Here is a 13,311-nt window from a genome sequence, read left to right as displayed (position 1 = left end):
CCCATGGGCACTCTGAACCAGTTGGTCATCGGGGCGAGCATCGGCGCTGTGCTGCTGCTCGCCTCGCTGGGCCTGACTTTCACGTTCGGCCAGATGGGCGTCATCAACATGGCGCACGGTGAGTTCATCATGGCCGGTGCGTACACCGCCTACGTCCTGCAGCCGGTCTTCGGTTCGCAGGCCGTGGTGGTGGCGCTGCCCGTGGCCTTCGCCGTCGGCGGGGTGCTCGGGCTGATCCTGGAACGCCTCTTCATCCGCCGTTTCTACGGCCGGCCCCTCGACACGCTGCTGCTGACGTTCGGGCTGAGCCTGATCCTGCAACAGGTCGCCCGGGACATCTTCGGGGCGCCGAACGTGCAGGTCACCGCGCCGGGGTGGCTCACCGGCGGCCTCGACCTGGGTGGTGTGCGGATGCCGTACAACAGGATCTTCATCCTGGTCCTGGCCGTGGGGTGTGTCGTGCTGATCTCGCTCTACCTGAGCAAGCTCAAGCAGGGCCGCCGGATGCGGGCCGTGATGCAGAACAGGCAGCTCGCGGCGGTCAGCGGTGTCGCGACCGGGCGTGTCGACCAGGCCACCTTCTTCATCGGCTCCGGGCTCGCCGGGGTTGCCGGGGTGGCGCTGACCCTGATCGGTCCGGTCGGGCCGACGCTGGGCAGCGCGTACATCGTGGACGCGTTCCTGGTCGTGGTGGCCGGGGGTCTCGGTCAGCTGCGCGGCGCGGTCATCGCGGCGTTCGCGCTGGGTGTGCTCAACAGCTTCGTCGAGTTCTGGACCGCGAACGGTGCCAGCTTCGCCAAGGTGGTGGTCTTCGCCGTGATCATCGGATTCCTGCAGTTCCGGCCGCAGGGCATGTTCGTGCTGCGATCGCGGGCCCTGACATGACGCTGACCTGGTCGAAACGCGCCGCGTTCGTCGCGGTGGCCCTGCTGCTGTTCGTGGCGCCGCTGCTGTTCACCCCGTTCCGGCTCGACCTGCTGGCCAAGTACCTGTGTTACGCGATCGTCGCGGTCGGCATCGCGCTGGCCTGGGGACGCGGCGGCATGCTGACGCTGGGCCAGGGGGTGTTCTTCGGTCTCGGCGGTTACGCCATGGGCATGCACCTCAAGCTGGTCGAGGCCGGCCCGGGTCAGCTGCCCGACTTCATGTCGTGGAGCGGTGTCGAGCAGTTGCCGCTGCTCTGGAAACCCTTTGCCAACCCCGTTTTTGCGCTGGTCATGGTCGTCGTCCTGCCGGTCACCGTGGCGCTGCTGCTCGGTCTGCTGATCTTCCGGCAGCGGGTCCGCGGCGCCTACTTCGCGGTGCTGTCGCAGGCGCTGGCCGCGGCGTTCGTGATCCTGCTCGTCGGTCAGCAGGGTCTGACCGGTGGCACCAACGGCCTGACCAACTTCCAGCTGTTCTTCGGCCTCGACCTCTACGACGACGCGGACCGCCGGATCCTGTACTTCGTCATCGTGGTGGTGCTCGGACTGTCCTATCTGGCCGTGCGTCAGCTCACCCGCAGCCGATACGGGCAGTTGCTGGTCGCGATCCGCGACGGCGAGGATCGGGTGCGGTTCCTCGGCTACGACCCCGCCCTGGTCAAGACGCTGGCCTTCGCGGTCTCGGCCGGGCTGGCCGGCATCGCGGGTGCGCTCTTCGTGCCCGTCGTCGGCCTGCTCACCCCAGCCAACCTCGGCGTCATCGCCTCGCTGGAACTGCTGATCGGTGTCGCGATCGGCGGCCGTTACTCGCTCGCGGGTGCGGTGGGCGGTGCGCTGCTCTTCGGCTACGCCAAGACGATCTTCAGCGAGTCCTGGCCCGACGGCTGGCTCTACGTGCAGGGCGCGCTCTTCGTCGCCGTCATGCTCTGGGCGCCACGCGGCCTGGCCGGCCTGGCCAACCAGCTCCGCGACGCCGTGGCCGCCCGCCGCCGTCCGCCCCCGCCGGTTCCCGTCCCGGTCACCCTCACCCCCGAGGAGGTACGCGCATGAGGGAGCTTGCGACCGAATCATCAATGCCGCCTCGGACTCATGGCATCGCCGGAGCGCCAGCGGAGGTGAGGGCATGAGCGCCCTGTTGGAGGTCAGGGGGCTGAACGTCGTCTTTTCGGGGTTCCACGCCATCACCGATCTCGACTTCACGCTCGACCACGGCGAGCTGCGGTTTCTCATCGGACCGAACGGCGCGGGCAAGACCACGCTGATCGACGTGATCACCGGTCTGACCAAGCCGGCCTCCGGCACGGTGACGTTCGGGGGAGAGGCCCTCGTCGGCAAGCGCGAGTTCCAGATCGTGCGCGCGGGAGTCGGCCGTACGTTCCAGACCTCGGTGGTGTTCGAAGAACTGACCGTCCTCGACAACCTGGACCTGGCCGCGGGTTTCCGGCGCCGGATGCCCGCCCTGCTGCGCCGCCGCCACGGGGTCTCGGACGATGTCGCGTCGGCGCTGGACACCATCGGGCTGGGCGACCTCGCGGACAGGCCCGCCGGGGTGCTGTCGCACGGTCAGCGGCAGTGGCTGGAGATCGGCATGCTCGTGGTCCAGCGGCCGCGGCTGCTGCTGCTCGACGAGCCTGTCGCCGGGATGAGCCGCGACGAACGCGAACGCACCGGCGAGCTGCTGCAGTCGGTGGCCCGCGACCACACCGTGCTGGTCGTCGAGCACGACATGGACTTCCTGCGCCGTTTTGCCAGCACGGTCACCGTGCTGCACGAGGGCCGGATGCTGTGCGAGGGGACGGTGGCCGAGGTGCAGGCCGATCCCCGCGTTCAGGAGGTCTATCTCGGACGGACCCGCGAAGAGCTCGACAAGGAGGCGGCCTGACATGCTCGAGGTACGCGATCTGCACGTGTCCTACGGCCGCGCCCAGGTGCTCTTCGGTGTCGGTCTCGAGGCGCCGGCGGCCTCGCTCGTCTGCCTGATGGGCCGCAACGGTGTCGGCAAGACCACCCTGCTGAAGGCGGTGATGGGTGTGCTGCCAGCCCGGTCAGGCACGGTCACCTTCGACGGGCGGGACATCACCAAACTGAAGGTGCACGAGCGTGTCCGGCTGGGACTCGGCTACGTGCCACAGGGGCACGAGACGTTCCCGCAGCTGACCGTCGCGGAAAATCTGCAGGTGGCCCGGGAGACCGCGGGCAACCGGCGGGCGGGTGTGGTCGACGAGGCCTTCGACCTCTTCCCGGCGCTGCGCGGGCTGCTCAAACGACGTGCCGGTTTCCTCTCCGGCGGCCAGCAGCAGCAGCTGGCGATCGCCCGGGCGCTGGTCACCGAGCCGCGGATGTTGTTGCTGGACGAGCCGACCGAGGGCATCCAGCCGTCGATCGTGCTCGAGATCGAGGAGGCGATCCGGCAGCTGCATGCCGCCGGGCTCGGCATCCTGCTGGTCGAGCAATATCTGGAGCTGGCCCTGCGGCTGGCGGACCGGTTCGTGATCCTCGACGCCGGTGAGGTGGTCCGCTCCGGCCCGGCCGACGATCTGCGCGACGAGTCGGTGCGGCGGCTCCTGGCGGTGTAGCTCAGGCGGCGGGCGCCTCGAAGATCATGCAGCTGGACGTGGCATGGGCGACGAGGCGCCCGGCCGAGTCGGTCAGGCGCGCCTCGGTCAGCGCGGTCCGGCGGCCCTTCTGCAGCACGCTTCCCTTGCAGGCCAGCCGTCCGGACTTCAGGGTGACGGCCCGCAGGAACTTCACGTTGAGGTCGAGCGAGGTGTAGCCGACACCCACGGGAAGTGTCGAGTGCAGGGAGCAGGCCGCGGCACTGTCGAGCAGCGTGGAGATGACCCCGCCGTGCATCGTGCCGAGCGGGTTGTAGTGGAACTCCTGCGGCTCCAGGAAGAACGTGACGCTGCCCTCCTCGACCTCCATGCCGGCGAGGTCGATGAGGCTCATGATCGGCGGGGGCGGCAGCTCACCGGCGGCCATGCCCTGCATCAGCTCCAGACCACCCTTGCTCGCCAGCAGGGCCGCGAGCTCGGCCGGGCTGGTCCAGGAGAACGTCCGGGTGCGGGTCTGGTCCTGGGTCTGCGTCATGGACGCAGATTCGCACGGGCTTGCTGCGTCTGTCAAACAGACCTAGCCTCGGTGTCATGAATCCCACGATCTCGCGTCCACCGGCCCTCGACTGGTCCATCGAGACCTGCACGATCGGGCGGGCGATGGCGGTGCTGGGGGAGAAGTGGACCGTGCTGGTCCTGCGCGAGATCTTCAACGGCGTCCGGCGCTTCGCCGACATGCGGGAGCACACCGGCATCCCGCGCCAGGTGCTGACCAACCGTCTCTCCTCGCTGGTCGAGCACGGGCTGCTGCGCCGCGAGCCCTACCAGGAGCCGGGCGCCCGGATCCGCCACGAATACCGGCTGACCGCCAAGGGGCTCGACCTCTACCCGGTGCTGACCGCGGTGAAGGAGTGGGGCGACCGGTACCTCGCCGACCCCGAAGGGCCGCCGCTGGAGATGGCCCACCGCGACTGCGGCGCCGAGATCCACACCGAGCTGCACTGCGCGGACGGGCACCACGTCGCCGACTACCGCCAGGTCGTGCCGCGGGTCGGTCCCGGAGCGCGCCGCCGCTGAGGTTCGCCTTACCGGTCAGGGCCTCCGCCAGGGCCGATAGGCTGCCGCGCCGTGGTGGTCGAGGAGAAGACGAGCGCGTGGGCGCCCCTGCGGGACAAGGTTTTCCGCGGGCTCTGGATCGGTGTGCTCGCCAGCAACGTCGGCACGTGGATGCAGACGGTCGGCGCCCAGTGGCAGCTGGTGGGCGAGCCCGACGCGGCGACCTACGTCAGCCTCGTGCAGACCGCGACGATGCTGCCGGTCCTGCTGCTGGCCCTGCCGTCGGGGACGCTCGCCGATACCTTCGACCGCAGGCGGCTGCTGCTGGGCGTACAGGTGGGGCTGTTCGTGGTGGCCGGGAGCCTGACCGCGCTGACCGTGCTGGATCTGATGCCGCCGGCGCTGCTCCTGACTTTTACGTTCCTGCTCGGGGTCGGCCAGGCGCTCACGCTGCCGACCTGGCAGGCGGTCATTCCCGAGGTCGTGCCGCGCGACGAGCTCGCGTCGGCCTCGGCCCTCGGTGCGGTCAACACCAACCTGGCCCGCTCGGCCGGGCCCGCCGTGGCCGGACTGCTCGTCGCGCACGTCGGTGTCGCCGCGGTGTTCGGGCTCAACGCGCTGTCGTTCGTGATCTTCGCGGTCGCGCTGCTGCGCTGGCGGCGGCCGCCGGAGAGCGGGACCGGGCACGCCGAGCGGTTCGGCCCGGCGCTGCGGGCCGGCGGCCGGTACGTGCGCTACTCACCCGTCGTGCGCCGGATCCTGCTGCGTGTGCTGCTCTTCGTGCTGCCCGGCAGCGTGATCTGGGGTCTGCTGCCGCTGGTCGCCGAGCAGGAGCTGAACCTGGGCTCCAGCGGGTACGGCGTCCTGCTCGCCGCCCTCGGGGTGGGTGCGGTGCTGGGCGCCCTGCTGATGCCGAAGGTCCGCGAACGCGTCGCGCCGAACACGCTGCTGGTCGTCTCGGGAGTCGTCTACGGCCTGGCGCTCTTTGTCGTCGCCCTGGTCGCGAATGTCTTTGTCGTCGTGCCGGTGCTCGTGCTGACCGGGCTCGCCTGGATGATCCAGGTGTCCCGCATGAACGCCAGCCTGCAGCTCTTCCTGCCCAACTGGGTACGCGCCCGCGGCTTCGCGATCTACCAGGTCGTCTTCGCCGGGGGACAGGCCGCCGGGGCGCTGCTGTGGGGGCAGGTCACCGAGGCCTTCGACCTGCGGACGGCGTACGTGGCTGCGGCCGTACTGATGCTCGCCGGGACGGCGACCGTGGCCTGGCTGCCGCTGCACTCGCAGGACGGGGACCGGAGCCCGGCCACCTGGTGGGCCGAGCCGCATCTCATGCTCGAGCCGCACCTGGACGAGGGTCCCGTGCTGGTCACCGCGACCTGGCGGGTCCCGGCGGAGAACAGGGCGGCGTTCGTCGCGGCCATGCAGGCGGTACGCCGGTCGCGGCAGCGGACCGGCGCCACCCGCTGGGGGCTGTTCCGCGACGGTGAGCAGGCCGAGGAGTTCGTCGAGGTCTATCAGGTGCCCACCTGGGCCGAGCACCTGCGCCAGCACGAGGGCCGGCTGACCGGGAGCGACGAGCGGGAGGAGGAGAAGGCGCAGGCGCTGGCCGGTGGCCCGCCGTCGGTATCGCATCTGTTGCCCGCCGACTCCCCGGATTAGCCCGATGTTTCGTCTTTGTTCCGTTTAGCCTCGGTGTGTGAGCATGGCCGAGCAGTCCCGCCGCTCCCGACTGCTGGTCATCGGGGGTGCCGAACGGTACGGCCCCGGTGGCACCGAGATCCTGCGCCGGTTCGTCGACCTGGCCGGTGGGCGGGACGCCGAGCTCGTGGTCGTCGCGACCGCCAGCGCCGAACCCGCCGTCCTGGAGGCGGAGTACGCCGCGCTGTTCACCCGTCTCGGCGCCGGTCGCGTGCGGGCGCTGCGCCTCGAGACCCGCGCCCAGGCCAACGACCCGGCGGTGATCGACGCGCTCGAGACCGCCACCGGCGTCTTCTTCACCGGCGGCGACCAGCTGCGGATCACCACGATCCTCGGCGGCACGCGGACCGACTCGGCCCTGCAGACCCTGGTCCACGCTGGTGCGATCGTCCTCGGCGGCACCAGCGCCGGCGCCGCGATGATGTCCGGCACGATGATCCTCGGCGGTGACGAGCCCGGCGTCAGCCGCGCGGCCGTCCGCACCGGACCCGGCCTGGAGTTCCTCCCCGGTGTCCTCATCGACATGCACTTCGCCGAACGCGGCCGGCTCAACCGGCTGCTCAGCGCCGTTGCGCTCTACCCGCACGAGCTGGGCCTGGGCATCGACGAGGACACCGCGATCCTCGCGGACGGCGACACCTTCGAGGTGCTCGGCACCGGCGCGGTCACCGTCGTCGACGCGGGCGCATCCGCCGAGATCCGGGTGCCCGCCGACGGGCCGGTCACGCTCACCGGCGCGCGCATCCACGTGCTTCCTGCCGGGTGCAGGTTCGAACTGTCCGGACGCCGCCCCTCGATCGTCGACGGGACCGCCGGGGAACGGGAACTGGCCGCATGAAGATCCTCAGCATCCGCCGGCTGCGCGGACCCAACGTCCACCTCTCCCGCCCGGCCGTGGTGGCCCGGCTGCGCCTCGACGACCTCACCGGCCGCGAGACCAGCGACATCGAGGGATTCACCGAGCGCCTGCTGCGCGCGCTGCCCGGCCTCGCCGACCACCACTGCGCGGCCGGTGCGCCCGGCGGGTTTGTCAGCCGGATGCGCGGCGGCACCTACTTCGGGCACGTGACCGAGCACGTCAGCATCGAGCTGTCCCAGCGGATCGGGCGGGACGTGAGCTTCGGGCGTACGGTCTCGGCCGGTGAACCCGGCCTCTACGACCTGATCGTCGAGTGCCCGGCCGACGAATCACCCGACTCGACGCTGCCCGGGGAGTTGCTCGGAACCGCGGCTGCCCTGGTCACCTCGATCGCCGCCGGCGAGCCGGTCCGCGCCGCCGACCTCGGACACCACCTCGCCACCCTGGCCGCCCTGGCCGAACGGGAGGCCACCGGCCCGAGCACCCGCTCGATCATCGTCGCGGCCCGCCGCCGCGGCATCCCGGTCGAGCGTTACGCCGACCTGAGCCTGCTGCGTCTCGGCTGGGGCAGCCGCCGCCGCCTCGCCTGGGCCGCGATGACCGACCGCACCAGCGGCGTCGGTGTCGACATCGCCGCCGACAAACAGGTCACCCGCCGCCTCCTCGAGGACGCGGGCGTGCCGGTCGCACCCGGCGGCGCCGCCCGCACCGCGCAGGAAGCGGTCCGGCTGCTCACCACCCTCGGCGCCCCGGTCGTCGTCAAACCCCGCCAGGGCCGGCAGGGCGAGCACGTCACCCTCAACCTGTGTACGCCCAAAGAGGTCTCCGACGCGTTCACGGCCGCCGGCGGTGACGTGGTGGTCGAACGCCAGCTCGACGGCCGCGACTACCGCGTCCTGATCGTGGCCGGCGAGGTGGTCGCCGCCGCCGAACGCGTGGCGGCACACGTCATCGGTGACGGACAGAACACCGTCGCCGGCCTCGTGGCGCGGACCAACGCCGACCCGCGCCGCGGCGACGGCCACGCCCGGGTGCTGACCCGGATCAGCCTCGACGACCACGCGCACCTGGTGCTCGACCGGCAGAACCTCACCCCGGACAGCGTTCCCGCCGCGGGCCGGCAGGTCTGGCTGCGCGACAACGCCAACCTGTCCACCGGCGGCACCGGCACCGACGTGACCGACCTGGTGCACCCCGACGTCGCCCGCCTGTGCCTGCGCGTCGCGGCGCTCGTCGGGCTCGACATCGTCGGCATCGACCTGCGCCTCGAGGACATTGCCGCGCCGGTCCCGCCGTCCGGGGAACCCGGCCTGATCCTCACGGGTGTCATCGAGGTCAACGCCGTACCCGGTCTGCGCATGCACCTGGCCCCCGTCCACGGGCGGTCCCGCGACGTCGGCGACGCCATCGTCCGCGCGATGTTCCCCGCGGGCTCCGACGGCCGGATCCCCACCGTGGCGATCACCGGCACCAACGGCAAGACGACGGTGGCGCGGCTGACGGCGTGCCTGCTGGGTGGGACCGGTCTGCGGATCGGCCTGACCACGACCGAGGGTGTCAGCATCGACGGCCGCACCGTGCACCGCGGCGACGCGACCGGTCCCCGCTCGGCGCAGATGGTGCTGGGCGACCCGGGGGTGCAGGCGGCGGTCCTGGAGACCGCGCGTGGCGGCACGCTGCGGCGCGGTCTCGGCTACGACTGGACGGACGTCGGCGTCATCACCAACATCACCGCCGACCACCTCGGCCAGGACGGCCTCGACTCGATCGAGGATCTCGCCCACGTCAAGGCCCTGGTGGCCGAGCGGGTCCGGGACGGCGGCACGCTCGTCCTCAACGCCGACGATCCCTGGGTACGCAGCCTGGTGGACCGTCCCCGCGTCCGTGCCGACCGCAAACGCCTGGTCTGGTTCGGCACCGACCCCGCCCAGCCTGTCGTGGCCCAGCACCTCGGCCGTGGTGGTGTGGCCTACCTGATGCACGACGGCTGGCTGGTCCAGGCGACCGGTGCCCGGCGGACACCGCTGCTCAGGGTCGAGGAGGTGCCGGGCTCCTTCGGGGGCGCAGCGCCGTACGCGGCCGTCAACGCCCTGGCGGCCCTGGCGGCGGCCCGGGCGCTCGGAGCCTCGCAGGATCTGGTGGTCTCCCGCCTGACCGAGTTCACGCCGCGGGTCCACAACCCCGGCCGGGCGACCCTGCTGCGGCTGGGTGACGTGACGCTCTTCGTCGACTACGCCCACAACCCGGCGGCGATCGCGACCGTGCTGCGGACGCTGCACCGCCTCTTCGGGCCGCATCGCTGCGTCGCCGCGGTGACCCTGCCCGGTGACCGCCGCGACGATCTGCTGGCCGCCTCGGCCCAGGTGCTCGCCGACGGGGTGACCCGGGCGGTGCTCTACGAGGACGAGGATCCGCGCGGCCGTGCGCCGGGGGAGGTGCCGGCCCTGGTCGAGCGGGAGATGCGGATGCGACGGCCGACGCTGACCGCGGTCCGGGCTTCGGGCTATCGCGCGGCGGTCGGCGAAGCGCTGCGGCTGGCCGTCTCCGGCGATGTGGTTCTGGTCCTCTACGAGAAGGTCGGCCCGATGCTCGCCTGTCTCGAGGAGCTGGGCGCTGTGCCGGCGGACTCGACCGTCGTGCACGCCGAGCGGCTGCCCGCGCGGCCGGCTCGCAGTCTGGGCCTCCATCCCGCCGCGCAGACCACCGTCCCGTCCTGAACTCACCGCCGATCTTCGCTCTCCTGGGTGATTTCGACAGGAATGTTCGCGGAAGGCGGCAACAAAGCATGATCGGCGTCGGGAAATCATCCGATCGGGCGGGGGTCCCCAGGTCATTGCACTGCTGCAAGCATCACGCACGGTACAGATGAAAGTAACTCGCAAAAGGATCACTGTCTCTGTGCGTGATGCAAGGGCGACTGCACGTGCAGATTCCGGTGTGGAGGCGCCACATTCGAGGGATACCAGCAAGTACCGACCAATCGGTCATACCCGGCCGGGCCTGCTTCGCATGATCATCTATACAGCGCTGACCAGGCATTTTGTCCAAACCGGGTGATGTACACCCCTGGCGCATGACGCGAAACGGACAGTGACGACGCGCAGGTCACCGCCCTCGGCGAGGAGTCGAGACAGTGGCCGATCGTCCGCTAACATCCGTGCCGTCGATGGGGAAAGCTCGGTCCGACGGCGGACCGATCACCGCCCCGACATCTGAACGCATGGCGGTGCTGTTCCGATGTTTCTTCCGATCGCGCATGTGGGGGCACATGAGCACGACGGACCTGCCCGGTTCGAGTTTGCTTGCCGGTCGCTATCGACTGGTCGAGCGGCTCGGTGCCGGCGGGATGTCAGTGGTGTGGCGAGGGTTCGATGAGGTTCTCGGCCGGCAGGTGGCAGTGAAGGTCCTGCCGCCCTCGACGAGCACCGATCCCTCGTTCCGGCGCCGGCTCCGCGCGGAGGCCCAGGCCGCTGCACGCCTGAGTCACCCGCACATCACCAATGTCTACGACTACGGCGAGGCGACCACCGTCGACGGTGAGCCCGTGCCGTACGTCGTCATGGAACTTGTCGACGGCGAGTCGCTCGCCGCTGTTCTTGCTCGTGTTCGCCGGCTCCCGTGGCCCGCCGCGGTCCGCATCTGCTCCGAGGTCTCGGCGGCACTGGCCGCCGCGCACTCCCGGGGCATCGTGCACCGCGACGTCACGCCGGCCAACGTCATGCTCACGCCCGCGGGCGCCAAGGTCGTCGACTTCGGCATCTCGGCCCTCATCGGCGAGAACGACATCGACCCCGACGGCAGCCTGCTCGGCACCCCGGCCTACCTCGCGCCCGAGCGGCTCGAGGGCGGCCAGGTCAGCCCGGCCACCGACGTGTACGCCGTGGGTCTGCTGATCTACCGCACGCTGATCGGCCAGCTGCCCTGGGACGTCGGCACCACGACGGCCCTGCTGCGTGCCCATCAGTACACGGAGCCCGAGCCGCTGCCGCCCGTCGAGGGTCTGCCCAGCGCGGTCTCCGCGCTGATCGCCCGGTGCCTGGAGAAGCGGCCCTCGGACCGCCCGTCCAGCGCCGAGCTGGCGCACGTGCTCGGCACGGTCTCGGCCGGTGTTCCCTCGGCGCGCGCCTTCGTGCCCGACTGGGCCGACAGCGGCGAGGACACCACGATCCTCCCGTCGGCGCACGACGACCACACCGACACCATGGGCCGGGTCCGTCCCGGTCAGGCCCGGGTCCCGCAGAACGCCCCGGCTCCCGGACGCGGTGTCGCGGCGGTGCCCGCGGCCGCTGCCGGCCGGGACGCACCGGTCTCGCCGGCCCCCGCGGGTGCCGCGGTGCCGCAGGTCTCGGTGGCCGAGGTCGAGGCCGCTGTCGGTCCCGTCTCCGCTCCTCCGCAGCGTGGTGGCAACCGCAACAGCCGCTTCGGCCCGGTCCCTCCGGTGCCGCCGGTGGCCAGTTCGCCGGCTGCGGCCGACGTGGCGCCGAGCGGTCCGATCGGACCGCCCCCGTCCCACAATCCGTCTCTGCGCCCGGCCTTCGGCGCCGACGGTCCCGACCGGGCACCGGCGCAGGCCGGTGGCGCGGGTGCGCCGCCGAAGCGTCCGGGCCCGCCCGGCGCCGGTCGCGGTGCTCCGGGACCGGGTCGCGGACCCGGTTCGACGCAGCGTCGCCGGATCTTCTTCGTCGGTGGTGCCGGTGTGGTGCTCGCCGTGGTCGCCATGACCGCGGTCTTCGCCAACGGCGCCGGCCCGAAGAACGACGCGGCCAAGGGTGTCGAGCCGACCACGCTGACCGGCTCCAACAAGTGTGTGGTCAGTTACGCCGTCTGGTCCGACTCCAACAACCGGTTCAAGGCCGCCGTCACGATCGCCAACCGTGACACCAAGGCGATCAAGGACTGGAAGCTCTGGTTCGTGATGCCCGGTGACCAGGTCGTCTCCGGCAACGGCAAGCTCAAGCTCGACCAGCAGGGCCAGGGTGTCACCGTCTCGTCCAAGACGGTGCTGAGCCCGCAGCAGACCCAGACGCTGCAGTTCTCGGGTCGCTACGTGTCCAGCAACGCTGCGCCGATGCTGTTCGAGCTGGGTGGCACGACCTGCCAGACGTTCGTGTCGCCGGCGCCGGGCGAGCCGTCCCGGCCGGTCGAGCACCTGACCAACGGCACGGTCCGGCTCGGTCCGGTCCCGACCAAGGACACACCGATCCCGGGCATCTCGATCAACCCGAGTGGTGTTGCTGTCCCGGTCCCCGTCACCTCGTCGAATCCCGCCGGGGGTGTCGTCGTGCCGACGACCGCGCCCACCACGGCGGCGACGCCCGGTCCGACCGGCACCGGCGACGACGATGACGACAACACCGGTGGCGACGGAGCTGTGGTCCCGGGACCGCCGGATCCGCCGACCACGCCTCCGACCACGCAGCCCACCACCGAGCCGCCCACGTCGCCGCCGACGACGGCTCCGGAGCAGACGTACACCGAGCCGTCCGATCAGATCCCTGTGCCGCCCGGTCCGCCGCCGTTCGGCTGAGCCGAGGGCAGCAGCGTTGGAGGGCGGTCGACCGGAGTGCCGGTCGGCCGCTCTCGCTGCGTATTAGAGTCGGATTGAGGACGTGTCGCCCTCGATGTCCGGGCCCCGGGCACCCCGCGGCGACTTCCATCGGGGATCCAGCGCCTAAATCGGTGCAAACCGTCTCGGCGAGCCTGCGGCCCGGGTTGACGCCCACGGGGAAGATGACTGATACCGGTCTGCAACCTGAGCGGTTCCGGTCCGCACCGACATGAGCGTTAGCTGGAACCTGAGCAAGTAGTCGCACATCGGGGAGTTCGACATGATCAGCACCGTTCAGGACCTGGCAGCGGAGGCCTTGTTCGTCTCGCACCTGCAGCCGTCCGAGTGCCCCAGCCGGGAGATGGTCGAGCAGACCGTCACCGCCATGCTGCTGCGTCACGGCAGTGACGGCTGCGCGGCCGGAGTGGCCGAGGAGTTCGGCGACCACCCGGAGGCGGCCGTGCGCCGCATGGGCTGGGTGCGCCGGGAGCTCGGCAGCGTGATGACCGCGCCGCGTCGGCCGCACTACGCCAGCTGAGGCTCGAGGGAGCGCGGGGGCGCCTCCGGAGAGCTGAGTATTTTTCGCAAAAAACACCATAAAAACAACCGAGTTCGGCCACCACTGCACCCGACGGCCGTAAGTGTTCTCCTCATCAGCCGGTCCACCAGCCG

Annotated in this window: 11 protein-coding genes; 10 read left to right on the top strand and 1 reads right to left on the bottom strand. The window is 71.0% G+C overall.

Features of this window, described 5'->3' with window-relative positions; all coding sequences use genetic code 11:
* The first annotated feature begins 3 nt into the window (after nt 1–3).
* The 4 genes from urtB to urtE all read left to right on the top strand — a co-directional run bounded on the left by urtB (nt 4) and on the right by urtE (nt 3,499).
* Entirely contained in the window at nt 4–885 is an 882-nt protein-coding gene (gene urtB / locus AFR_RS31140; RefSeq protein WP_023560793.1) for an urea ABC transporter permease subunit UrtB, read from the top strand.
* Nucleotides 882–1,973 carry an urea ABC transporter permease subunit UrtC gene (urtC, locus tag AFR_RS31135; RefSeq protein WP_023560792.1) on the top strand — a complete coding sequence of 364 codons (1,092 nt, stop codon included), beginning with the start codon at nt 882–884 and terminating at the stop codon, nt 1,971–1,973. The genes urtB and urtC overlap by 4 nt, the downstream gene beginning before the upstream one ends.
* A gap of 73 nt (nt 1,974–2,046) precedes the next feature.
* Nucleotides 2,047–2,805: an urea ABC transporter ATP-binding protein UrtD gene (gene urtD, locus AFR_RS31130; protein ID WP_023560791.1), complete on the top strand. Its 759-nt coding sequence runs from the start codon at nt 2,047–2,049 to the stop codon at nt 2,803–2,805.
* Between the two features lies 1 nt (nt 2,806).
* On the top strand, nt 2,807–3,499 hold the full coding sequence (gene urtE, locus AFR_RS31125; protein WP_023560790.1) for an urea ABC transporter ATP-binding subunit UrtE: 693 nt from the start codon (nt 2,807–2,809) through the stop codon (nt 3,497–3,499).
* A gap of 1 nt (nt 3,500) precedes the next feature.
* On the opposite strand, the gene AFR_RS31120 is transcribed toward urtE, so the two are convergent.
* On the bottom strand, nt 3,501–4,013 hold the full coding sequence (locus AFR_RS31120) for a PaaI family thioesterase (protein ID WP_023560789.1): 513 nt from the start codon (nt 4,011–4,013) through the stop codon (nt 3,501–3,503).
* Between the two features lie 56 nt (nt 4,014–4,069).
* On the opposite strand from AFR_RS31120, the gene AFR_RS31115 reads away from it, so the two are divergent.
* The 6 genes from AFR_RS31115 to AFR_RS31090 all read left to right on the top strand — a co-directional run bounded on the left by AFR_RS31115 (nt 4,070) and on the right by AFR_RS31090 (nt 13,177).
* Complete coding sequence (locus AFR_RS31115; protein WP_023560788.1) at nt 4,070–4,555, top strand: winged helix-turn-helix transcriptional regulator; 486 nt, start codon at nt 4,070–4,072, stop codon at nt 4,553–4,555.
* Nucleotides 4,556–4,606: 51 nt separating this feature from the next.
* Nucleotides 4,607–6,193, top strand: coding sequence for an MFS transporter (locus AFR_RS31110; RefSeq protein WP_023560787.1), 1,587 nt, complete (start codon nt 4,607–4,609; stop codon nt 6,191–6,193).
* Nucleotides 6,194–6,236: 43 nt separating this feature from the next.
* A complete protein-coding gene (locus tag AFR_RS31105) occupies nt 6,237–7,070 on the top strand; it encodes a cyanophycinase (RefSeq protein ID WP_023560786.1) in 834 nt (277 codons plus the stop codon).
* Nucleotides 7,067–9,808 (top strand): cyanophycin synthetase, encoded by a 2,742-nt coding sequence (cphA, locus tag AFR_RS31100; RefSeq protein WP_023560785.1) that lies wholly within the window; start codon nt 7,067–7,069, stop codon nt 9,806–9,808. The genes AFR_RS31105 and cphA overlap by 4 nt, the downstream gene beginning before the upstream one ends.
* 551 nt (nt 9,809–10,359) lie before the next feature.
* Nucleotides 10,360–12,618: a serine/threonine-protein kinase gene (locus tag AFR_RS48635; RefSeq protein WP_023560784.1), complete on the top strand. Its 2,259-nt coding sequence runs from the start codon at nt 10,360–10,362 to the stop codon at nt 12,616–12,618.
* Between the two features lie 301 nt (nt 12,619–12,919).
* Nucleotides 12,920–13,177 (top strand): hypothetical protein, encoded by a 258-nt coding sequence (locus tag AFR_RS31090; RefSeq protein ID WP_023560783.1) that lies wholly within the window; start codon nt 12,920–12,922, stop codon nt 13,175–13,177.
* Nucleotides 13,178–13,311: the final 134 nt, after the last annotated feature.

The sequence above is a fragment of the Amorphoplanes friuliensis DSM 7358 genome (assembly GCF_000494755.1).
Lineage (GTDB): Bacteria > Actinomycetota > Actinomycetes > Mycobacteriales > Micromonosporaceae > Actinoplanes > Actinoplanes friuliensis.
This window is presented reverse-complemented; position numbering and strand designations above follow the sequence as displayed.